Annotated in this window: 20 protein-coding genes; 13 read left to right on the plus strand and 7 right to left on the minus strand. The window is 65.6% G+C overall.

Annotated elements, in window-relative coordinates:
• Position 1: 1 nt before the first annotated feature.
• Positions 2–1,606 carry a dolichyl-phosphate-mannose--protein mannosyltransferase gene (locus HMPREF0307_RS04245; RefSeq protein ID WP_066487884.1) on the minus strand — a complete coding sequence of 535 codons (1,605 nt, stop codon included), beginning with the start codon at positions 1,604–1,606 and terminating at the stop codon, positions 2–4.
• A gap of 56 nt (positions 1,607–1,662) precedes the next feature.
• Here HMPREF0307_RS04245 and rsmI point away from each other — a divergent pair, with 56 nt between their 5' ends.
• From rsmI to metG, 3 genes are all read left to right on the plus strand, one after another.
• Positions 1,663–2,529, plus strand: a complete 867-nt coding sequence (gene rsmI / locus HMPREF0307_RS04250) for a 16S rRNA (cytidine(1402)-2'-O)-methyltransferase (protein WP_066487886.1) — start codon at positions 1,663–1,665, stop codon at positions 2,527–2,529.
• Positions 2,530–2,785: 256 nt separating this feature from the next.
• Positions 2,786–4,693 carry a BCCT family transporter gene (locus HMPREF0307_RS04255; protein WP_082723227.1) on the plus strand — a complete coding sequence of 636 codons (1,908 nt, stop codon included), beginning with the start codon at positions 2,786–2,788 and terminating at the stop codon, positions 4,691–4,693.
• A gap of 120 nt (positions 4,694–4,813) precedes the next feature.
• Positions 4,814–6,661: a methionine--tRNA ligase gene (gene metG, locus HMPREF0307_RS04260; protein ID WP_066487891.1), complete on the plus strand. Its 1,848-nt coding sequence runs from the start codon at positions 4,814–4,816 to the stop codon at positions 6,659–6,661.
• An 82-nt stretch (positions 6,662–6,743) separates the two neighbouring features.
• Here the strand turns inward: metG and HMPREF0307_RS04265 are convergent, their stop codons facing one another.
• Positions 6,744–7,244, minus strand: coding sequence for a GNAT family N-acetyltransferase (locus tag HMPREF0307_RS04265; RefSeq protein WP_066487894.1), 501 nt, complete (start codon positions 7,242–7,244; stop codon positions 6,744–6,746).
• Positions 7,245–7,253: 9 nt separating this feature from the next.
• A complete protein-coding gene (locus HMPREF0307_RS04270; protein ID WP_082723228.1) occupies positions 7,254–7,742 on the minus strand; it encodes a GNAT family N-acetyltransferase in 489 nt (162 codons plus the stop codon).
• Between the two features lie 26 nt (positions 7,743–7,768).
• On the opposite strand from HMPREF0307_RS04270, the gene HMPREF0307_RS04275 reads away from it, so the two are divergent.
• The gene (locus tag HMPREF0307_RS04275) at positions 7,769–8,596 is read left to right on the plus strand and encodes a TatD family hydrolase (protein WP_066487904.1); all 828 of its coding nucleotides are present in this window, start codon (positions 7,769–7,771) and stop codon (positions 8,594–8,596) included.
• Here the strand turns inward: HMPREF0307_RS04275 and HMPREF0307_RS04280 are convergent.
• A complete protein-coding gene (locus HMPREF0307_RS04280) occupies positions 8,586–9,299 on the minus strand; it encodes a sulfite exporter TauE/SafE family protein (RefSeq protein WP_066487907.1) in 714 nt (237 codons plus the stop codon). The genes HMPREF0307_RS04275 and HMPREF0307_RS04280 overlap by 11 nt on opposite strands.
• Before the next feature lie 368 nt (positions 9,300–9,667).
• Here HMPREF0307_RS04280 and HMPREF0307_RS04285 point away from each other — a divergent pair, with 368 nt between their 5' ends.
• The 3 genes from HMPREF0307_RS04285 (at position 9,668) to HMPREF0307_RS04295 (ending at position 12,651) form a co-directional block, all read left to right on the plus strand.
• Positions 9,668–10,816 carry a resuscitation-promoting factor gene (locus HMPREF0307_RS04285; RefSeq protein WP_066487920.1) on the plus strand — a complete coding sequence of 383 codons (1,149 nt, stop codon included), beginning with the start codon at positions 9,668–9,670 and terminating at the stop codon, positions 10,814–10,816.
• A 63-nt stretch (positions 10,817–10,879) separates the two neighbouring features.
• Entirely contained in the window at positions 10,880–11,740 is an 861-nt protein-coding gene (rsmA, locus tag HMPREF0307_RS04290) for a 16S rRNA (adenine(1518)-N(6)/adenine(1519)-N(6))-dimethyltransferase RsmA (RefSeq protein WP_066487922.1), read from the plus strand.
• Positions 11,740–12,651: a 4-(cytidine 5'-diphospho)-2-C-methyl-D-erythritol kinase gene (locus HMPREF0307_RS04295; protein ID WP_066487924.1), complete on the plus strand. Its 912-nt coding sequence runs from the start codon at positions 11,740–11,742 to the stop codon at positions 12,649–12,651. The genes rsmA and HMPREF0307_RS04295 overlap by 1 nt, the downstream gene beginning before the upstream one ends.
• A 75-nt stretch (positions 12,652–12,726) precedes the next feature.
• On the opposite strand, the gene HMPREF0307_RS04300 is transcribed toward HMPREF0307_RS04295, so the two are convergent.
• Complete coding sequence (locus tag HMPREF0307_RS04300; RefSeq protein ID WP_066487926.1) at positions 12,727–14,043, minus strand: NHL repeat-containing protein; 1,317 nt, start codon at positions 14,041–14,043, stop codon at positions 12,727–12,729.
• Between the two features lie 116 nt (positions 14,044–14,159).
• Here HMPREF0307_RS04300 and abc-f point away from each other — a divergent pair, with 116 nt between their 5' ends.
• The 5 genes from abc-f (at position 14,160) to HMPREF0307_RS04320 (ending at position 18,974) form a co-directional block, all read left to right on the plus strand.
• Positions 14,160–15,968 carry a ribosomal protection-like ABC-F family protein gene (gene abc-f / locus HMPREF0307_RS04305; protein ID WP_066487932.1) on the plus strand — a complete coding sequence of 603 codons (1,809 nt, stop codon included), beginning with the start codon at positions 14,160–14,162 and terminating at the stop codon, positions 15,966–15,968.
• Positions 15,935–17,644, plus strand: a complete 1,710-nt coding sequence (locus tag HMPREF0307_RS04310) for an alpha/beta-hydrolase family protein (RefSeq protein ID WP_066487934.1) — start codon at positions 15,935–15,937, stop codon at positions 17,642–17,644. The genes abc-f and HMPREF0307_RS04310 overlap by 34 nt, the downstream gene beginning before the upstream one ends.
• 46 nt (positions 17,645–17,690) lie before the next feature.
• Positions 17,691–17,816 (plus strand): hypothetical protein, encoded by a 126-nt coding sequence (locus HMPREF0307_RS13430; protein WP_255356849.1) that lies wholly within the window; start codon positions 17,691–17,693, stop codon positions 17,814–17,816.
• Between the two features lie 236 nt (positions 17,817–18,052).
• Complete coding sequence (locus tag HMPREF0307_RS04315) at positions 18,053–18,631, plus strand: hypothetical protein (RefSeq protein WP_066487936.1); 579 nt, start codon at positions 18,053–18,055, stop codon at positions 18,629–18,631.
• 19 nt (positions 18,632–18,650) lie between these two features.
• Positions 18,651–18,974, plus strand: a complete 324-nt coding sequence (locus tag HMPREF0307_RS04320) for a putative quinol monooxygenase (RefSeq protein WP_066487938.1) — start codon at positions 18,651–18,653, stop codon at positions 18,972–18,974.
• A gap of 60 nt (positions 18,975–19,034) precedes the next feature.
• Here HMPREF0307_RS04320 and HMPREF0307_RS04325 read toward each other — a convergent pair whose 3' ends face one another.
• Positions 19,035–20,084, minus strand: coding sequence for a hypothetical protein (locus HMPREF0307_RS04325; protein WP_066487941.1), 1,050 nt, complete (start codon positions 20,082–20,084; stop codon positions 19,035–19,037).
• Positions 20,085–20,339: 255 nt separating this feature from the next.
• Positions 20,340–21,131, minus strand: coding sequence for an HAD family hydrolase (locus HMPREF0307_RS04330; RefSeq protein WP_066487946.1), 792 nt, complete (start codon positions 21,129–21,131; stop codon positions 20,340–20,342).
• A 46-nt stretch (positions 21,132–21,177) separates the two neighbouring features.
• On the opposite strand from HMPREF0307_RS04330, the gene HMPREF0307_RS04335 reads away from it, so the two are divergent.
• A complete protein-coding gene (locus tag HMPREF0307_RS04335; RefSeq protein ID WP_141628981.1) occupies positions 21,178–22,182 on the plus strand; it encodes a 3-hydroxyisobutyryl-CoA hydrolase in 1,005 nt (334 codons plus the stop codon).
• Positions 22,183–22,397: the final 215 nt, after the last annotated feature.

Here is a 22,397-nt window from a genome sequence, read left to right on the forward strand (position 1 = left end):
CTTACTGCCAGCTGGGCAGCCACATGATCGAGTTGTAATACCAGTTCGGGATGGCGAAGCCATAGAGCAGGGGGCTGAAGACGGCGAAGAAAGCGACCACGGCGCACAGGTAGAGGAGGACGCCCGCGGTGCCCCAGCGCAGCGTGCCGCCGCCGAGGGCGTGGACAAAGCCGTTCTTCACGGGTTTGCCGGTGCCAGCTATCTGGCCCAGCGTGAGCGCCAGGAGGATGATGACGAAGGGGATAAACGTCGCGGCGTAGAAGAAGTACATCTGGCGGTCGAAGGAGGCGAGCCAAGGCAGGAAGGCCGCGGCGAAGCCGACGAGCGGCAGGAGGAAGCGGCGGTCGTGGCGGATCACGAGTGACCACAGGCCCCAGAGCAGGACGGGGATGGTGAGCCACCAGATAATCGGTGTGCCGAAGAGGAAGAGCATCTGCTTGCAGTCTTGGCCGCCCAGGCACGTGGTGTCCGTATTGGAGTAATAGAGGATGGGGCGTGCGGCAACGAGCCATGCCCACGGCTTGGAATCCCACGGATGGGAGTGGCCGGAGGACGAGGTCAGCGACGCGTGGAACTCGAGGACGGACTGGTGGTAGTAGAACCAGCCAGCGACGGGCTCCGGGAAATGCTGGAGGAAGGAGTCATCCGGGATGGTGCCGTCCACCTTGGCGTGGCGGTAGACGGAGGTCTCCGAGGCGAACCACGAGCGCCAGGACCACACGTAGACGAGCACCGGCACGAGCACGAGGGAGGCGAGCGCCGCGGGAGTATCGCGCACGAGCGTGCCCACCACGTAGCGGCGCACGCCGTAGCGGCGGCGCAGCGCGAGGTCCGTAAACACGCTGAGCAGGCCGAAGAACATGATGAAGTAGAGGCCAGACCACTTTACGGCCAGCGCCAGGCCGAGCGCGACGCCCGCGGCGAAGCGCCACCAACGGAAACCAAAGCGCGGGCCGAAGTCCGAGTCACCCATGCCGCCGGTGGCCCAGGCGGTGTGGAGGCGCATGCGCATCTGTTCGTGGTCGCGCGCGAGCAAGTAGGCGGCGAGGACGACGAAGAAGACCTGGAAGATATCGAGCATGCCGAACTTCGCGGTGACGAGCAAGACGCCGTCAAAGGCCGCGATGAGACCCGCGAAGGTCGCGACCTTCCACGAGCCGGAGAGGACGCGGGCCAGCTGCATGGTAAGGAGCACGACGCCCACGCCAAAGAGCGCTGCCATGAGTCGCCAGCCCAGCGGCGTGTAGCCAAAGACCATCTCAGACAACGCGGTGATCTGCTTAGCGAGCGGCGGGTGGACGACCAGGCCATAGGCCGGGTTCGACTCGATGCCGCCGATGAGCAGGTTGTCCCAGCTGCGCACCATGTCGTAGGCCTGTGGGACGTAGTGCTTCTCGTCGAAGACGGGGGTGCCGCCAGAGACGGGGGCGGTGAGCCCAGCGAAGCGGGTGACGAGCGCCAAAAACGCTATGACGAGCGTCGAGTACGTGTCCGCCCGCGTCCACGGATAACGCCGGGGCGCAGGGATATCGCGCACCGCGTGCGCGCCGTAGAGACGCGAGCGGCGGGTGTGCGAGGAAGACTTCGAAACGGTAGCGGTACTCACAGTCTTAAGAGTCTAGGGGACACACACCTGAGGGTGGGGCTATAGGCTGGGGAGATATGAGCGCGAATTTCACTTTCCCGAACCTTGAACCGCTGCCCCGCGGGGTTGTCCTTGCCGCCACGCCGTTGGGCAATATCGGGGACGCGTCCGCGCGGCTGATGCAGGCGCTTGCCCAGGCAGACGTCATCGCGGCTGAGGACACGCGCCGCACACGCAATCTCGCCGCGGCGCTCGGCGTGGAGATGACCGGCCAGGTCGTCTCCAACTTCGACCACAACGAGGCCGAGCGTGCCGCCGAGCTTATCGATGCCGCCCGCCGCGGCACCGTACTCGTCGTCACGGACGCCGGTATGCCGCTCGTCTCCGATCCCGGCCATTCCATCGTCGCCGCCGCGGCGGAGGCTGGTGTTCCGGTGACCTGCTTGCCTGGGCCCTCAGCCGCGCCCACGGCCCTCGCCCTGTCCGGTCTTGGTGTCGGGCATTTCATCTTCGACGCCTTTGCCCCGCGCAAGCAGGGCGCGCGCCGGGCCTGGCTCGAGTCCCTGCGCACGGAGCCGCGCGCCGTCGTCTTCTTCGAGTCTCCGCACCGCCTCGCCGACACGCTTGCCGATGCCGCCTCCATCCTCGGGCCCGAGCGTCGCGCCGCCGTGTGTCGCGAGCTCACCAAGACCTACGAGGAGGTCAAGCGCGGCACGCTGGGCGAGCTCGCCGAGTGGGCCGTCGACCATGCGCGCGGCGAAATCACTGTCGTGCTCGATGGGGGAGGGCCCGAAGAAGTGAGCCTGGACGACCTCGTCGCACGCGTTACCGAGCTCGTCGCCGATGGGGTGCGCGCGAAGGACGCGTGCAAGCAGGCCGCGGCGGGCACCGCGGTGAGCAACCGCGAGCTCTATGATGCCTACCTCGCCAGCCGCGAAGGCTAGGCCTGCGGCGGCCACGAGCGACCTCGCGCGCGCCACGATAGAAGAGGAATCCATAATCTGGCTCACAGTTTTGGGGATTGTTGCACAATCGTTATAGGTCCACGTCGCCCTTGTCCCATAAGTGCAGGTCGTGCCGAGGAGCCTGCCTTAAATTCATGGTATAAATCCTGTAATTTTCCTGGGAAAATGCGATTGGTGCAGGTCATGGCCGTGGTTTTATTTGAAGTGTGTGCGAATTTGGCACACCCTGGTTCCTATGACTAATCGAGAGAACGAAACGAACCAGGGGGCTAGTTCCGCCGCATCTCGCGCGTCTGATGCGACGGGCGCTAGCGAGGCTGACACGCCGAACGATGCAATCTACCAAGGTCCTCTCGCAGCGGAAGACGTGCAAACGCTGCGCGAGGAGTCCCAGGCCTACGAAACGGTCGACGACAAGCTGGAGGCGCAGTCGGCGACGAGCCAGCTGCAGAATATGCTCGTCGAGTCTGACTTTGACCCGAATCAGGTGCCAGAGCAGCCCCGCGAGCTTGCCTCGGAGGCGAAGAATACGCCCATCGATTGGGGCATCGTCGGCATTGCGGGCGTGCTCGTCGCTGCCGTGGTGCTCTGGGGTCTGCTCGCCCCGGACAGCTTTGGCAATTTCGCGTCGAATGGCCTGAACTTCGTCGTGGGCGACTTCGGCTGGGCCTTCGTCCTCTTTGGCACCGTGTTTGTCATCTTCGTCGTCTGCATCGCATTTTCGAAGTTTGGCTCCATTAAACTCGGCGCGATCGACGAAGAGCCAGAATTCTCCACGCCCTCGTGGATTGCCATGATGTTCGCCGCCGGTATGGGCATTGGTCTGATGTTCTACGGCGCGTCCGAGCCGCTCAATTACTACAAGAACGGCGTGCCCGGCCATAACCCGAGCGAGGTTGGCTCGTCCATGGCGCACGCGCTGTTCCACTGGACCCTGCACCCGTGGGCCGTCTATGCCATCGTCGGTCTCGCCGTCGCCTACTCGACCTTCCGCATGGGTCGCAAGCAGCTCATCAGTCAGGCCTTCGTGCCGCTCATCGGCCAGAAGAGGGCCGACGGCTGGCTCGGTCGCGTCATCGATATCCTGTCCATCTTCGCGACGGTCTTCGGTACCGCCGCCTCGCTGGGTCTCGGCGCCATCCAGATTCGTGCCGGCCTGCAGGCCTCTGGCCTCATTGATAACCCGACGAACTCCGTCGTCATCGGCATCGTCCTCGTCCTCACCCTCGCCTTCCTGCTCTCGGCTATGTCCGGCGTGGGCAAGGGCATCCAGTACGTCTCCAACGCCAATATGGCACTCGCCGCGCTGCTCGCCATCTTCGTGTTCATCCTGGGCCCGACGGTGTCCATCCTCAACCTCATCCCGGGCTCCGTGGGCAACTACCTCCAGTATTTCACCGAGATGATCGGCCGCACCGCCGAGTCCAATAACGGCGAGGCCGCCGAGTGGCTGTCCTCGTGGACCATCTTTTACTGGTCCTGGTGGGTCTCCTGGTCGCCGTTTGTGGGCATGTTCCTGGCGCGCGTCTCCCGCGGCCGCTCCGTCCGCGAATTCTGCACCGGCGTGCTGCTCGTCCCCACCGGCGTGTCTGTGGTGTGGTTCGCCATCTTCGGCGGCACCGCCATCCACCTCGAGCAGCAGGGCAACTCGATCTCCGGCGAGTCCTCCGAGGTCGAGCTGTTCAACCTGCTCCACACCATGCCGGGCGGCTTCATCGCCGGTATCGTCGCCGTGATCCTGCTCGCGACGTTCTTCATCACCTCGGCCGACTCTGCCTCGACCGTTATGGGTTCCATGTCGCAGAACGGCGCGACGGACGCCAAGCCGTGGCTGTCTGCCGCCTGGGGTGCGCTCACCGCCGCAGTGGGTCTCACGCTGCTGCTGTCGAACCCGGACTCCCTGTCCAACCTGCAGTCGATCACCATCGTCGTTGCCTCGCCATTCCTGCTCGTCGTCATCGGCCTCATGTTCGCCATCTACCGTGACTTGAGCACTGACATCATCTACCTCGAGTACCGCGAGTCGCAGGCCTTCCAGCGCAAGCTCGCCCGCGAGCGCCGTCTCCACCGCGAGTACCAGCGCGCCGAGGCCCTCAAGGCCCGCCGCAACGAGCTGCTGCACCTGGGCCGCAAGAAGAAGTAGCTTCTTAAGGCTCCTCGCACGACCCCGTTCTCCCGCCCCACCTGGCCGCGGCGAGCGGGGTCGACGCGTTTTTCGGACGCGACGCGAAATACCTGCAGCCGGCGCGATAGAGTAGTGGGCATGACTGAACCTAAAGACCATGTTGTAGTCAACGTCGCCTGGCCGTACGCCAACGGCCCGCGCCATATCGGCCACGTTGCTGGCTTCGGCGTCCCCTCGGACGTCTTCGCGCGCTACCAGCGAATGCGCGGCGCGAACGTGCTCATGGTCTCCGGAACCGACGAACACGGCACCCCGCTTCTCGTCCAGGCGGACAAGGAAGGCGTGCACGTGCGCGACCTCGCGGACCGCTACAACCGGCAGATCGTCGAGGACCTTGCCGGTCTGGGCCTGTCCTACGATCTCTTCACGCGCACGGCGACGCGTAACCACTACTCCGTGGTTCAGGAGCTGTTCAAGGGCCTGTACAACAACGGCTACATGCTCAAGGAAACGACGCAAGGCGCCATCTCGCCGTCTACTGGCCGCACCCTGCCGGACCGCTACATCGAGGGTACGTGCCCCATCTGTGGCGCTACGGACGCCCGCGGCGACCAGTGCGATAACTGCGGCAACCAGCTCGATCCCGTCGACCTTATCAACCCGGTCTCCAAGATCAACGGCGAGACGCCACAGTTCATTGAGACCGAGCACTTCCTGCTCGACCTGCCCGCCGTCAAGGACGCGCTCGAGGCATGGCTGAAGACCCGCGAGGACTGGCGCCCGAACGTCCTCAAGTTCTCCCTCAACCTGCTCGGCGACATGCGCCCGCGCACGATGACGCGCGACATCGACTGGGGCATCCCGATCCCGGTCGAGGGCTGGCAGGACAACAACGCGAAGAAGCTCTACGTGTGGTTCGACGCCGTCGTGGGCTACCTCTCAGCCTCTATTGAGTGGGCCTACCGCACCGGAAACCCGGACGCGTGGAAGGACTTCTGGCAGAACCCGAACGCCCGCCATTACTACTTCATGGGCAAGGACAACATCACCTTCCACTCCCAGATCTGGCCAGCCGAGCTCCTCGGCTACGCCGGCAAGGGCTCCAAGGGCGGCGAGTCGGGCGTATTCGGCGAGCTGGATCTGCCCACCGAGGTCGTCTCGTCTGAGTACCTCACCATGTCTGGCTCCAAGTTCTCCTCGTCCAAGGGCGTGGTCATCTACGTCAAGGACTTCCTCAAGGAGTTCGGCCCGGATCCGCTGCGCTACTTCATTGCGGTCGCCGGCCCGGAGAACAACGACACGGACTTCACGTGGGACGAATTCGTCCGCCGCATCAACAACGAGCTCGCCAACGGTTGGGGCAATCTTGTCAACCGCACCGTCTCGATGGCGCACAAGAACTTCGGCGAGGTCCCCGTCCCCGCGGCGCTCGAGCCCGCGGACGAGAAGATCCTGAAGCTCGCCGAGGACACTTTTGCCACCGCTGGCGAGGCACTGAGCCATTCGCGATTCAAGCAAGCCATGACCGCCATCATGCACGTCGTCGGCGAGGCCAACGCGTATATCGCAGAGATGGAGCCGTGGAAGCTCGCCAAGGATGAGACCCAGCGCGAGCGCCTGGCCACCGTCCTGTGGACCGCGCTCCAGGTCGTCTCCGACTGCAACGTCATGCTCACCCCGTTCCTGCCGTTTACCGCGCAGAAGGTCCACGAGACCCTCGGTCGCACCGGCGTCTGGGCCGCCGCGCCGGAGGTCCGCGAAGTCACCGACGATCAGCCCGTCGAGCTCGTGGGTGTGGGCCTGCCGCCGGAGGGCCACCCGTACCCTGTCATCACGGGCGACTACACGGCGCAGCAGGCCGTGTGGAAGCGCGTTGACGTTAAGCCGGGCACCGTGCTGGAGAAGCCGAAGCCGCTCATCGCGAAGCTTGACCCGGAGCTGGGCGAGACCGGCCCGGAGTGGGCGCCGGTCCAGAAGCAGGACTAAAAGTGAACTAGGCGAAGGGCACCAGTCGAGATTGTTCTCGGCTGGTGCCCTTCTTCTGGTCTACTTCTGCGCGCCGGAAGCATTAGGAACGGTCGAAGTCGCGCTGCAGGTGCACCAGCCCCAGCCGTTTGTCGCCCTTGGTGTGGATATTGGGCATGCGGCCGGTCTCCTCGAAGCCGAACTTCATGTGCAGCGCGATGGACCCGTAGTTCTCATCCACGATGTAGGTAATCATCGTGCGCACGTAGTCGTTGCCCTCCGCGTGCTCCATGAGAGCCTCCATGAGCGCAGAACCCACGCCCTTGCCCTGGGCCTCCGGCGCGATGTAGATGGAGTCTTCTGCCGTGCCGTAGTAGATGGCGGGAGTGACGAACTGGAAGTACGCCGCCCAGCCGAGGACCTCGCCGTCCTCCTCGGCGACGAAGACGGGGTAGCCCTGCGCCTCGAGGTCTTTCAACCAGTTCTCGCGGTCTTCGACGGATTCCTGCCACGTCACGAGATTGAGCGCCGGCTGTGCTGACGCCCAGTTGTAGATGGCGGAGAGGGAGGGGGCATCGGCAAGCTGGGCTGGGCGGATGAGCATGGGGACTCCTTAGAGGATGAGCTGGAGGGTGTGGAGGTCAAGCCAGGCGTCGAACTTGCGGGTGACTTCGCGCAGAGTGCCGGTGAGGACGAAACCGAACTTCTCATGTAAGGCTACCGAGGTTGCGTTGTTGGTAGTAATCCGTGCCAACAAGGTATGCACGCGCTCGTCGGCGCGAGCGGCCTCGATAAGCGACCCGAGGAGCGCCGTGCCCACCCCGCGTCCGTGCGCGGCGGGGGAGACGTAGATGGTGTCCTCATGGGCCCCAATCCAGATGGCGGGGTCGCCGAAAGGCTTGTAGTACGCAAAGCCGAGGACCTCGCCGTCCTCCTCGGCGACGAGCTGCGTGCCCGTGGCCGCGACGTGGTCGAAGAGTTCCTCGCGCTTCGCGATGCTTGCGGGGAACGCGCGGAAGATGGCGTCCGTCTCTGCGATGGCCCAGTTGAGGATCTCCGTCATCGCCGGGACGTCGGCGCGGGTGGCAACACGAATCTGCATGGTGGTTAAGACTACGCTGGGGGACCATGTCCAAGAAGAAGCCCCGCCCCACGCCCGTTCCCGTCCCCGGCCTCACCGGTCTCTTCGACGCGCATACGCACCTCTACTCGCATAAGGATGCCGACGCGGACCTCGTCGCCCGCGCCGCTTCCGCGGGCGTTGCGCGCATGGTCACGGTGGGTGATGACCTCGCCGAGTCCCGCGAGGCTCTCGCCACGACCCAGTCCTTCGATAACGTCTGGGCCGCCTGCGCCGTCCACCCCGTGCGCGCCGCGGAGCTTTCCGATGCCGCCCGCTCCGAACTCGCCGCTTTGGTCGCCGACCCGAAGTGCGTGGCCGTGGGGGAGACCGGACTCGATAAGTATTGGATTGAGCACGCGCCGGAGACGACCGCTTCTTTAGAGGTCCAAGAGGAGGCGCTGCGCTGGCACGCGCAGCTGGCAGCGGACGCGGGCAAGACGCTCATGATCCACAACCGCGAGGCCGACGCCGATGTGATGCGTATCCTCGACGACTGCCCTTCTTCGCCCCACGTGATGCTCCACTGTTTCTCCTCGCCGCTGTCTGTGGCGCGCGAGGCGCTCGACCGCGGGTATGTGCTGTCCTTTGCGGGCAACGTGACGTTCAAGCGCAACGAGGAACTGCGCGCCGCCGCTGCCCTGGCACCGGCGGGCCAGCTGCTCATCGAAACCGACGCGCCCTACATGACGCCGGAGCCTTTCCGCGGCCAGCGTAACGAGCCGTCGCTTATCGGCCACACGTGGCAGTGCGTCGCCGACGTGCGCGGCGTGTCTGTAGACCAGCTTGCCGAGGAACTCAACGCGACGTTCGACGCGGTGTTCCTTAAGCGATAATCGACTGCGCGATGAGCGCGATCGCGGCCGTCACGGCGACGACGAGGACGATCCGGTTGAGCATGACCGTGTCGATAAACCGGTTGAGGCGCCGCGCGACGAAAAGCCCCGCGAAAGCCACCGGGAGGTAGGCCAGCGCCGTGGTGAGCTGCAGCTGCGAAATCTGGCCCGCGGTGCCCAGCGTGACAAGCGAGATGATGCAGCCGATGACGAACGTGCCCGAGAGCGTGCCGCGCACGCGTGCTGGGTCAAAGTCTTTGAGGATGAGCGCCATGGGCGGACCACCGATGGACGTCGAGGTGCCCAGGAATCCGGAGGCCACGCCCGCGGCCAGAGTGTTGGGCGTGTTGTGCTTGGGCGTCCAGCCCAAACCGGAGAGCGTCATGGCCAGCAGCACGGCGCAACCAATGACGATGCCCAGCCCGCGGTGGGAGAGCGCCGCCACCGCCCACGCGCCCAGCAGTGAGCCGGGCACGCGCGCCGCGCTCGAGAGCGCCACGATGCGCCACGCGATGGCCGCGCGGTGCTGCCACGCTGTCACCGACGCGATACACAGCGCGAGCACGAGGATGACAGCGGGGACGAGCTCCGGGGCGACCATCGCGATGATCGGCGTGGCAATCGTTCCCAGTCCAAAGCCGATGGTGCCCTGGCAGAGGGTGCCGACGAAGATGAGGACTCCCAACGCGATGTAGACGGTCATGCCCCGCGGCTCCCTTCTTCTGTCCTGACACGGCGACCCGTCCACTCTAAACCCCGCCGCGCTGTAACTTTTCCGTGGCCCACGCTCTCGTGCGCACGCCCCGCAGCCATGGAAAGTGATCGGACTCACATGCGTATTAGTGCAGGTCAACCGATCTGCCTGTGGTGCGTGTGACAGGCGAGCTGCGCGTTTCCGGTGTGGCGAAACCCATATCGACTGCTCCGTGCTGTTACCGTATTGTTATTCATCGTTCGCCTGAGCGTCATACGTTGCGCGCGCCGCGTCCCTGCGGTGCCGTTCGACTCCCAGGCCGCGGCAGGGTCAAGATGTGGCTCGCTGCTCACAATAAAAGAGACGAAGAGAGATACATGTCTACCTCGAATCAGATCAAGCGTATTAACAACACTCGCTCCATGCCGCTGCGTCTGGCCACCGGCGGCGTGCTGGGCACCCTCGCCGTCGGCGGCGTCGTCGCAGCCACCGCGCACAAGGACATCACCGTGGACGTCAACGGTGAGACCATGCAGCTCGCGACTTTCTCCACCGACGTCAAGGGCGCCCTCGAGGCCGCCGGCGTGCAGGTCGGCGCGGATGACTTCGTCTCCGCCAACCCGGATGACGTCCTCACCTCCGGCGAGACCATCACAGTCCGCACCTCCAAGCCCGTCGCCGTGACCGTCGACGGTGTGGAAAAGCAGCTCTCTTCCACCGCGCTTACCGTCCAGGACCTCCTGGGCGACATGGGCGATATCGCGCCGGGCGCAGCCGTTAAGGCCGCTGGCGTGGATACGGACGGCGACGCCACCGTCACCGACGGCATGAAGCTCGAGGTCGTCTCCCCGAAGATCATCCAGGTCAACGACGGCGGCAAGGTCACCTACACCTCCATCGCCGCGAAGACTGTGCGCGACGTCATCGAGGCCCGCGGTATCGACGTCGACGAGGACGACCGCGTCACCCCGTCCATGGACACCCCGGTCACCGAGGGCATGACCATCAAGGTTGACCAAGTCTCCACTACGGATTACGACGCTACCGAGTCCTTCGACGCCGAGCCGAACTACGTCGACGACCCGGAGCTCGAGCGGGGCACCGAAGAGGTCCGCGTCGAGGGCACCCCGGGCGAGCGCACCGTAACCCGCCGCCTCATCATGGTCAACGGCGCCAAGGAGTCCAACGAGATTATCAACTCCAAGGAGACCCGCCCGGCCACTCCGGCCACCATCGCGCGCGGCACCAAGGAGCCCGCGGCCGCCCCGGCCGTGGCCGACGGCTCCGTGTGGGACACCCTCGCGCAGTGCGAGTCCACCGGCAACTGGTCCATCAACACGGGCAACGGCTTCTCCGGCGGCCTCCAGTTCACGGATTCCACGTGGCAGGCCTTCGGCGGCGGCGAGTACGCCTCCCAGGCCTGGCAGGCTTCCCGCGAGCAGCAGATTGCTGTCGCCCAGAAGGTTCAGGCAGCACAAGGCTGGGGCGCCTGGCCTGCTTGCACCGCCAAGCTCGGCATCGGCTAAAATTTCCCGCAAGCCCGCACCTCGGTGCGGGCTTTGCGCATTCTTGCGGCTACCCTAGAAGACATGACTGAAGCGAAAGCGGCCCTGCTCGGCCCCGTGGAAATCCGTGAGCTCGCGGCGCGTCTCGACGTGACTCCCACCAAGAAGCTGGGGCAGAACTTCCTCCACGACCCGAACACCATCCGGCGCATCGTCGCCGCCGCGGACCTCGACCGTAGCGACCGCGTCGTCGAGGTCGGCCCCGGCCTGGGCTCGCTTACCCTCGGCCTCCTCGAGGCCGTCGACGAGGTCACCGCCGTCGAAATCGATCCGCGCCTCGCCGCGCAGCTTCCGCACACCGTCGCCGAGCGCGCCCCCGAGCTCGCCGGCAACCTGAAGCTCGTCGAAAAAGACGCCCTCCGCGTCACCGCTTCAGATGTGGGCGAGCCCACCGCGCTCGTCGCTAACCTGCCGTACAACGTGTCGGTCCCCGTCTTGCTGCATTTCCTCGAGACGTTCCCCTCCCTCCGCCGCGTCCTCGTCATGGTCCAGCTCGAGGTCGCCGAGCGCCTCGCCGCCCAGCCCGGCTCCAAGGTCTACGGCGTGCCCTCTGTCAAGGCCGCCTTCTACGGCCCCGTCCGCCAAGCTGGCACGATTGGCAAGAACGTCTTCTGGCCCGCGCCCAATATCGAGTCCGGCCTCGTGCGCATCGATCGCTTTGCCGATGCCCCCTGGCCCATCACCGACGCCTCCCGCAAGGCCGTCTTCCCGCTTGTCGATGCCGCCTTCGCTCAACGCCGCAAGACCCTCCGCGCCGCGCTCTCCGGCCACTACGGCTCCGGCGCCGCCGCCGAGGAAGCCCTCGTCGCCGCGGGCATCGATCCCACGCTGCGCGGCGAGAAACTCGGCGTCGCCGACTTCGTGCGCCTGGCAGGTGTCGCATAATGGGCCAGATTTTTCGCGCCCGCGCGCATTCCAAGGTCAACCTCCACCTCGGCGTCGCCCAGGTCCGCGGCGACGGCTACCACGAACTCTCCACGGTCTTCCAGTCGCTCGACATCCACGACGACCTCACTCTCGAGCTGCTCGACGACCCCACCGCCGCGCCCATCACCCTCACGGTTGACGGCCCCTACGCCGCAGGCGTGCCCGCGGACTCCTCCAACCTGGTGTGGCGCGCTGTCGAACTCGTCGCGCGCCGTCACCCGCCCGTCGCGCTGCACGTGCACAAGGGCATTCCCGCCGCGGGTGGAATGGCCGGCGGGTCTGCCGATGCCGCCGCAGCCCTCCGCCTTGCCAACGCCGCCTTCGCCGCGGGGCTCAGCGACGACGAGCTTATGAAACTCGCCGCCCAGCTCGGCTCCGACGTCCCCTTCACGCTCATGGGCGGCACGGCACTCGGCACCGGCCGCGGCGAGGAACTCGTACCCATGATGGCGCGCGGTAGCTACACCTGGGCGATCATCACCAACCGCGAGGGCCTGTCCACGCCCGTCGTCTTCGACAAAATGGACGAGCTGCGTGCGAAGAACCGCGTCGGCGATCCGCGCATGGATACCACCGCCGTAGGCCAAGCTCTCATCAGCGGCGATCCGCAGCAGCTCGCCCGCACGCTCGCTAACGACCTCCAGCCCGCCGCTCTCTCCCTGCGCCCTGACCTACGGAAGATTCTCGAATCCGGCGAGAACGCCGGCGCCCTCGCCGGCATCGTCTCCGGCTCCGGCCCCACGTGCGCGTTCCTCTGCGAGGATGACGCCCAAGCACACAACGTCATCGCCGAGGTCACCGCGGACAACCCGGGCACCCGCGGCCACATCGGCCACGCGCCCGCGCCTGGCGCCGAGCTCCTCGACTAATCCCGCGGTGTCGATGCCGTCCCGAATACGCCGAACGGCCCGCGCACTGAGCGCGGGCCGCAGGACGGGGACTGTTTAGAGCACAGCCATCTCGGTCGGGGTGATGTCGAGCTCGTGGCGGTCGACAACCTCGCCCTTGTAGAGGTCGATGACAACCAGCTCGTCCTTGTTGGCGTCGGTGATAAACGCGTAGCCGTCCTCAGACTTGAGGATCGGTCCAGGAAGCTGCCACTCTTCCTTTTCCTTCCACTCGGAGATGGCGTCGATCTTCTTCGTCACCTCGCCGGTCTCCGGGTCGATGATGTTGAGCTTGCCGTCGTAGGTCAGCACGAGCGCCTCGCCGAGCGGGCCGCGAGCCAGGGAGCGGAACCAGTAGGAAGAACCGAGGTCGACCTTCTTAGCGGAGTAGTCGTCGGTGTTGATGAGGGAGACCGACTCTGGACGCTCGAACTCGGCGTCCTTCTCCGTCTTGTTGTCGGCCAGGATGATGGGGGACTCCTCAGAACCGGCGGAGTTGCCGGAGCGCTGGTAGCCGTCCTTGCCTGCGTAGGAGGATACGTCGATCTTGTGGAACGCCTTGCCGTCGAAGACAACGGGGCCGTCCTCGCAGCCGAAGAAGAGCTTGCCGTTGCCAGCGGTGGCCTCGCCGTGAACGCCCGGGCACTCGGTGGTCTCGGTGAGCACCTTGCCGTCCTTGTCCAGGTGCTGGATGGTATGGCGCTCGTCCTCGGTGCCCTTCGTCATGACGATGGAGCCGTCCTCGAGCGGGACCGCGACGCCGTGGTGGGCCTCGCCAGACTCGAAGGTCGCGACCGGCTCGCCGCCGGTGCCGACCTCGGAGGTCTTGTAGACCTTGGCGACGCCGTCGCCGTCGGAGAATAGTGCGGTGAAACCGTCGTGGTGGACAACGTGGCCAGCGTGCGGTGCCTCGATGTCGACGTCCGTGAGCTTCGGGTCCGCGGTGTAGTAGTGGTTGTGGTCGCCGTGCGGCTTCTTAATGAGGCCGGAATCGTACGAGAGGAACTTGTCGCCCTGGGTGACCATGGCGTAGCGGCCGTCGCCAGCGTTGGACAGGCGCAGGAAGCCCGGGACCTCGTCTTCGCCGATGACCTCGCCGGTCTTCGGGTCGTAGGTCTTCAGGCCGCCGTCGTAGGAGATGACGACGCGGTTGGGCAGCTGTGCGACCTCGAGCTGGCCTTCCTCGGCTTCCATGCCGTCGTGCGAGTGGTCGTGGCCTTCGTGGCCTTCCTCGCCCTCGTGATCGTGGTCGTGATCGTGCTCGGCGGCTGAGGTCGAGTCAGCGGAATCGGAAGAGTCGGGGCTAGAGCAGCCCGTGAGGATGAGTGCCGTAGCGCCCAAGGCTGCCAGGGGAGTCAACAGAGCTTTCTTCATGGTTTTTAAGACTATTGCTCCTGAAATTCATGTGCAATATGAAAATGTGTTGAAAACACTGTGTGCAGGGGTGCCCGACGGCGCGCGGCCCGCGCCAATTAAGATGGTGAAGCGATATGGCTAACCTCATTAACCTCGAACAAGTCTCCAAGTCCTTCGGCCTGAAAACGCTTCTCGATGGCGTCTCTCTCGGCGTGCAGACGGGGGACCGCATCGGCATCGTCGGCGTCAACGGTGGCGGCAAGACCACGCTGCTCGAGGTCCTCACCGGCATCGAACCCGCGGACTCCGGCCGCGTTTCCCAGACGAAAGATCTGCGCATGGCCGTCGTGACTCAGCGCTTCGAACTGGACGACAACCTCACCATCGGCCAATGCGTCGTTGAGCCGCTCGGCCTCGAGGTCTTCGAGTGGGCCTCGAACGCCAAGGTCCGCGACGTCTTGGGCGGCCTCGGCATCGTCGACCTCGGCCTTGAAACGCCCGTGGGCCAGCTCTCCGGCGGTGAGCGCCGCCGTGTTAATCTCGCCGCCGCGCTCGTCCAGGACCTTGACCTCGTCGTCCTCGATGAGCCCACCAACCACCTCGACGTCGAAGGCGTCCAGTGGCTCGCCGAGCACTTGCTCTCGCGCAAGATTGCCCTCGTCGTCGTCACTCACGACCGCTGGTTCCTCGACACCGTCGCCACCACGACGTGGGAGGTCCACGACGGCCAGGTCGACGCCTACGAGGGCGGCTACAACGACTGGATCTTCGCCCGCACCGAGCGCGCCCGCCAGGCTGACGCTATGGAGCAGCGCCGCCAGAACCTCGCCCGCAAGGAGCTCGCGTGGCTGCGACGCGGTGCCCCTGCCCGTACCTCGAAGCCGCGCTACCGCATCGAGGCCGCCGAAGCACTCATCGCTGACGTCCCCGCGCCCCGCAACAAGGTCGAGCTCATGGCCTTCTCTAAGCAGCGCCAAGGCCGCGTCGTCATTGAGCTCGAGGACGCCACCGTCGCCACCCCAGATGGCCGCGTCCTTGTCGACCACCTCACGTGGCGCCTCGCGCCGGGCGAGCGCATCGGCCTCGTCGGTGTCAACGGTTCCGGCAAGACCACGCTTCTACGCGCGCTGGCCGGCGAGCACGAACTCACCGCCGGCAAGCGCATCGAAGGCCAGACCGTCCGCCTGGGCTGGCTGCGCCAGGAACTCGACGATCTTGACCCGTCCCGCCGGCTTATCGACGCCGTCGAGGACGTCGCCACCTACGTCCGCCTGGGCAAGAAGGAAATCTCCGCCTCCCAGCTCGCCGAACGCCTAGGCTTTAGCCCCAAGCGCCAGCGCACGCCCGTGGGCGACCTCTCCGGTGGCGAGCGCCGCCGCCTCCAGCTCACGCGCGTGCTCATGGCCGAGCCCAACGTCCTCCTCCTCGACGAGCCCACCAACGACCTCGACATCGATACCCTCCAGGAGCTCGAGTCCCTCCTCGACGGCTGGCCCGGCACCCTCGTCGTTATCTCGCACGACCGCTACCTCATCGAGCGCATCGCCGACAACACGTACGCCCTCTTCGGCGACGGCAAGCTCACCAACCTCCCCGGCGGCATTGACGAGTATCTCAAGCGCCGCGCCGCGCTCGAGGCCCAAGAAAACTCCGGCGTACTCAACCTCGGCACCCAGCTTTCCGATGCCCCCACTTCTGCCGCCCCGAAGCGTCTCAGCTCCCAAGAGGAGCGCGAGCTGACTAAGAAGATGAATGCGCTCGAGCGCAAGATGGGCAAGCTCGACCAGCAGACTGAGAAGCTCAACGAGAAGATGGCCGCGGCCGCCGAGGCCGTGGACACCGAAGCGCTCACGAAGCTCGACGCCGAGCTCAAGGACGTCGCCGCCCAGCGTGAGGAATTGGAGATGGAATGGCTCGAACTCGGCGAGCAGCTCGAGGGCTAGCGCGGCTTTTCCGCACGCTCGACCTCTGGGGCGCCGTCGTCGCGCTCGTCTTCTTCGTCCTCACGCTTACCCCCTCGTTGCTGCCGCGCACGTGGTTCTACCAGGGGATCATCGGCGGTTGGGCCGCGGGCATCGGCTACCTCGTGGGCCTCGCCTTGCGCTGGGTCTACCGCCGCTACTTGCACCGGCTGCACCCGCTCGCGAACCCCGACACCTGGCCGCCGCGCGTCGCGCGGTGGGTGGCCCGCTGCGTCATCGCCGTGGGCGCCCTCTGGGCGTTGGTCATGGTGTGGTGGTCGCACCGCTGGCAGGTCACGCTTGCTGACCTCGCGGAGCAAACCCGCCCGAGCTACCTCGACGTCGTGCTCGTTCTCCCGCTCGCGATCGCCTCGTTCACCGTCTACCTGCTTATCATCCGCTTTCTCGTCTGGGCCGCCGATACCGCCCAGGCCATCGGCCCACGCCGCGTGCGGCCGCGCGTCCGCAGCGTTTCCGCCTGGGTGCTCGTCCTGCTCGCCTGGTTTTGGTTCGTCTCCAACGCCGTGCCTGGTGCCATCGTCGGTCTCGGCGAGAAATTTTTTACCGAGCAGAATAAGGATCCGGACCCGGCTGTCACGGCGCCCACGGCGCCGGAGCGCTCTGGCTCGCCTGACTCCGCCGTGGACTTTGGAGGGGTGGGCTTTTATGGCTCCCGCTTCGTCGCGGGAGGGGCATCGGCAAGCGAGCTGACAGCGGCGACGGGCAAGCCGGCCAAGGAGCCCATCCGCGTCTACGCCGGGCTTGGCAACGCGGCGGACACGGCCGAGCGCGCGGACCTGCTCATCTCCGAGCTCGAGCGCACCCACGCCCACGACCGCAAGGCCCTGCTTTTCCTCATGACGACGGGTACCGGCTGGGTCTCCGACTACGCGACGCAGAGCTTCGAGCTGCTCTACGGCGGCGATACCGCCATCGCCGCCGGACAATACTCCGCGATGCCCTCCGCCCTGCACTTCCTGGCGGGCGGCGACCAAGTCCGCGCAGCCGGCCAAGAACTGCTCGGGCCGCTCATCACGTGGTGGAACGAGCTGCCCGAAGACCATCGGCCGAAGCTCTACCTCTACGGTGAGTCGCTGGGCACCACCGGCGTCGAGGCCGCGTTCTCCGGCCTGCGCGACGTCGTCAACTCCGTGGATGGCATCCTGCTCACCGGCCCGCCGCATTTCAATTCGCTGCGTACGCAGTTTGTCACGCGCCGCGACCCCGGCTCGACGGAGACGGCGCCGGTCTACGCGGACGGCCTCGTGGTCCGCTTCGCCAACGACGAGGAACACGTGCGCCAGTGGGCGACCACGCGCGACCCAGGTTGGGGCCCGGCCCGCATGCTCTACGTCCAACACACCTCGGACCCTGTCGCGTGGTGGTCTTTTGACATGATTCTCCGTGAACCGGACTGGCTGAGCGAGCCTGCCCCGCCGGGCCATGAGCGCGAGATGACGTGGATGCCCTTCGTCAGCTTCCTCCAAGTGAGCGCGGACCTGCCCGTCGCGGCGCAGGCTCCCATCGGCTACGGCCATAATTACGGCGACTCGGTGCTCGCCGGATTCGCCGCCATCGGCGACGTCGACCTCACTCCCGCGCGGCTTACGGAGCTGGAGAACCAGCTCGTGTCTATCCGTGGCGATAACCCCAAATAGCGCCGGAGGTTATCCCGCGACCTCGGGCTTTCTCGGCCGGGTATTCGTGCGGTCCCTCGTCGCGGAGCACGGCGGCGACGCGGAGAACATGTGGGGCAGCGTCCTCAACGGCGCGGCCCTGCGCGAGACGCCCCTCTTCGTGGGCAACTCGCTGGGCGTCCCCGTTCGGTGACGACTTCAATGACAACTGGTTCGGCCAAGTCGGCCTGGAAATCCTGTCGAATATCGTCAGCAACTACTTCGTGTGCCACGCGCTGGCCGCGCACTCCTACGTCAATGTCGCGATCGAACTCTACGCCGGCTGGGAGTCCACTCGGCCCCGCCCTGGGGGTGGATTAACGTCACGAAGTGATAAACATCGGGGGTTCGCCTTTCCCAGGCGCGCGTGGCTGTGGCACGGTGGAGTGTATGACTTTGAAGCGTTCCACGTTCGTAGCCGTCTCCGCCGCCGCGGTGCTCAGCCTTGCTGGCACCGGCGTCGCCTCCGCCGCTCCGGCGCTGCCCGCCGGCTCCTCCCTTCCCACAGTTGAGCAGCTGTCCTCGCAGGTACCGCGCGTCGAGCTGCCTAACGAGGCCTATGACCTCGCCGATCAGTTCGGCGTTCAGCTCCCGGAGTTCCTCGCCCGTCCGGGCGTGTCGAACGCTGAGCTCAACCGCGTCTCCACCGACGTGACCGCCGCGACCGCCGCGCACCTGCGCAAGCAGGGCCACAAGGACGACACGAACGCTCAGAAGATCGCCCAGGAGTGGGCGAACCAGGCCAAGGACGGCAAGGTGAAATTCGAGGGTAACGCGGGCGACGGCACGACGCACCTGAACGAGGGCTCCGGCAACGTCTACAAGCTCACCCTCCAGGAGGCCAAGGACCGCCTCGCATGGCTCCAGCGCGATGTCCCGGTGCAGAAGTCTCCCAACGCGAAACCCTTCGGTGTAGCATCGGCGACCGACGGCGAGTTCGTGTACCTCGCCGAATACTTCTTTAACTAACGCGCCCTAAGGAGCTCCCATGATCCTCATTAACGTTTCTTTCCACGTCAAGCCGGAGTACAAGGACACCTTCCTCGACGAGGTGCAGTGGTACACGGATGCGTGCAACGCCGAGCCCGGCTGCCTGTTCTTCAAGTGGTACACCGACCCGCAAGATGACCAGCGCTTCTTCCTCATTGAAGGCTACGCTGACGGCACGGATGTCGACCACGTCAACACCGAGCACTTCAAGCGCAGCTGTGAGGAAATGCCCAAGTACCTGCTCGAGACCCCGGACATCATCAACACCAAGATCCCGGGCAAGACCGAGTGGGACAAGATGGCCGAATACAAGGCCGAGTAGCCCACCGCACCCCACGCCCGCGTCCGTCCCGGACGTGGGCGTTTCGCGTTTGAGCACGCGCTACGGCCGGAAGAACGCCTGGGAGTCCGGGAGATCCCACTTGGCATGCGTGCCCACGCGGATATCCACCTCGACGCCCTCCAAGCCTTCTGCAGTAAGGCGGCTTGTGAGGTTGAAAATGCTCCGCCCCACGGTCCGGTCGTCGATGACGAGGCACGTCCGGCAGATGTCCTCCAGCGTGCCCGCGATGAATGTAAAGAGCGTCTCGATGTCTTCATCGGGAACCTCGACCACCGAGTCCCGCGGAGTCCACACCATGATGTGCGCCTCCTGCGAAATGAGGTAGCGCTTGACGCTCTTCTTTAGCGTGCTGACGTTACGCTCGCGCGCGACCTCTTTGATAAGCGAGTCGATGACCTTCACCGAGTCGAGCATGAGCTCGACAGCGCTGCGGGATTCACCCAGGTAGTCGAGCGTCGAGCCGTACGTGTCATCCCACGCGCCTTCCAACGCGAGCCGGTAGATGTAGTCTTCCGCATCGGGGAAGTAGGCCAGCGGCGAGTCGGGGAGAGCGATGCGGTGCAGCTCGCCCGTCGCGGGCAGCGCGCCGGCGCACAAGCCGCCGATGCGCACCCCCTGCGCCGTCACCCGCACCTTCGGCGTCTCCTCCGTGCCGGGAGAAGGGTGCGATGATGGCGGCGCGAAGGTCACGCGTAGCGAGCTGAAGAGGTATTTCTCCGTGGTCCACTGCAGGTGGCGGTGGCCGCGTAGGCGCAGGTGTTCGCTCACGATGGACCGCACATCGCGGCTGAGCACACGCAGTAGTTCGACGGCATCGGCGCGGTGCGCGTCCGGGCACTCGACCGTGAAGGCGAGCTGTGCGCCGCGCTCGGCGATATAGCCAGCGATTTCCTCATCGCTGGCGCCGAGCAACGCGAATTCCTCGACGATGGCTCCCACGCACTCGTCGATGGCGCGCAGCGCCGCGTGGCGCACGCTCCGGTAGGGAGCCGTGCTGGGGAGCAGACGATTGAAACGGCGGTCCAGGTCGGCCAGAGCGACGGCGCCGCGGGGATTATTAGGCAGATAGGTATACGTAGACGAAGACAAGGGGGAATTCGCTTTCTTCCTCGCGCGCCGTAGGGAGGCGTGCAGCGAGGATCCGATGGGGTGGGCAGGGGCAGGCAAACGACGCAGCACGAAGCCGGTCGCGTGATCTCAGATACATGCAACCCCATTGCGGGCACGGGCGCGATCACGGCCACTCATGCACCCCATCGGGAAAGGGAGGACGCTCAACGCCGTTCTGGTCCAGCGTGAGGCGATGGTGCCCAGTATAGCGCCCCGCCCTCACCCGTGCCGCGGTTAAGCTCCGAGCCACTCCTCGAGCACCGTGAGCACGCCGTACTCCGTATTCGGCGGCGCAATCCGATCCGCGATCTCTTTGAGTCGGGGGTGCGCGTTCTCCATCGCCACGGCATACCCGGCTGCCTCCAACAACTCGTAGTCGTTGAGGAAGTCTCCGAACGCCGCGGTGTCTGCGACCGCAACACCGGTGGCATCGGCAAGCTGGCGCAAGCCCGCTCCCTTGTTGCCGTCAGGCGACATGATGTCGAGCCAGACCTGGCCCGACACCGCGACGCCCAGGTGGCCCACCGTGCTCGCGAAGGTGGGGTAGAGGTGCTTCTCCGAGCCCCGGCCGCAGAACACGGCGGCCTTGATGACGGGGTCCGTGACCGCGCGCAGGTCCTTGATGTACGTCACCGACTTGTAGTATTTCTCCAGCTCCGCCTGAGCCGCCTCGTCGAGAGAAGTTGGCACCACGTAGGCGGTCTCCGGCGTGCACAGCAGCAGCGTGTGCGCCACGGTAAGCGTGTCCGCTGCGTCGAGAATCTCCGCGACATCCGCGGGCGCAATCTCCGTCGTGGAGACCACCTGGCCCTTGTGCATGATGACCGTGCCATTCTCCGCGAGGAACGTGTCGCGGTCTGGGAACATTGCGCGCAGCGTCGCGAGCTGGCGGCCTGACGCTGGCGCGAGAATCATCCCCGCGGCCTCCGCGCGCGCCGCGACCTCCGGCCAGCGCGGCGGCAACGCCCCCGAACCGTCGAGCAGAGTGCCGTCCATGTCTAACGCGACGAGCCGGGGAGTGCGCATGAAGAAATCCTCGCAAACAAAGTAGTGATGTGAAACACTGGCTTACATGACTGTGACTAATGAACACGACGCGCCAGTGTTGCTTTCCGTCCGCCACCGTACCGGACTCATCGAACTCAACCGGCCTAAGGCCCTCAATTCGCTCAATCCTGAGATGATCGACATCATCACGAAGGCCCTGCGTATGTGGGGTCCGGACGACGATATCGATCAGGTCGTGGTCTTTTCCTCACACCCCAAGGCCTTCTGCGCCGGCGGCGACGTCCGCCACGCCCGTTCCGAGGTCCTCGAGGGCGGCGACCCGGATTCCTTCTTCGCGGCCGAGTACGCTCTGAACGCCGCGCTCTCCGAGTTCCCCAAGCCATACATTGCGGTCCTCGACGGCGTCGCGATGGGCGGCGGCCTGGGCATTTCGCTCCATGGCTCGCACCGCATCGTCACCGATAAGGCGTTTGCGTCTATGCCGGAGATGGCCATCGGCTACGTCACGGACGTGGGCGTGCCGTACATGTCCCAGCGCACCATGTCGCCGGCGCTCGCGAAGTTTTGGGGTGTGACCGGCTACCGCATGTACGCCGCGGACCTCCTCTACACCGGTCTCGCGACCGGTTATACCGAGGATCCTGCCGCCTTTATCGAAGACGTCGTCGCTCACGGCATCTCGTCTGCCCAGCTTTCCGATGCCGCCGCCCGCGGCCCCGCACCCCTCGCCGCCCTTGCTCCCGCCATCGAGGAGGCCTTTGCCCATTCGACGTGGCCAGAGATCCTCGCCGCCTGCACGCCGGAGCTGCGTGAGATTGTCGACGAGCTCACCGCGGCGGCGAGCCCCACGTCTATCGTCGCGGCGCTCGAGCTTTATGACTTCGAGTCCCGCGCCGCCGATATCCGCGAGGCGCTCGCCGCGGAGCTGCGCCTGGGCATGCACCTTATCCGCCGGCCGGACTTCGCCGAGGGTGTGCGCGCCGTGCTCGTGGACAAGACGAAGGACGCCGCGTTTAACCCTGCGACCGTGGAGGACGTCGACGTCGCAGCTCTCCGCGCGCAGCTTTAGGTCTACCCCGGTCGGCTACCCCTGTTCGACAAATGTATTTGTCGAACAGTTGCCGGGGTCCTGCGGCGTCTTTAATCTCCGTGGCATGACCGTCTCGATCTTCGATGCTCTTGCTCTCGGTGTTGATTCTCTCAAGGAAGCCGCTGGCCTTACCGTGGCTGAGATCCGTGACCGCGGCCTAACGCTTGCCGATGCCAAGTTTGTTCAGCCGCTGG

The organism is Corynebacterium sp. DNF00584 (assembly GCF_001552965.1).
In the GTDB taxonomy this organism is placed as follows: Bacteria; Actinomycetota; Actinomycetes; order Mycobacteriales; family Mycobacteriaceae; genus Corynebacterium; species Corynebacterium phoceense.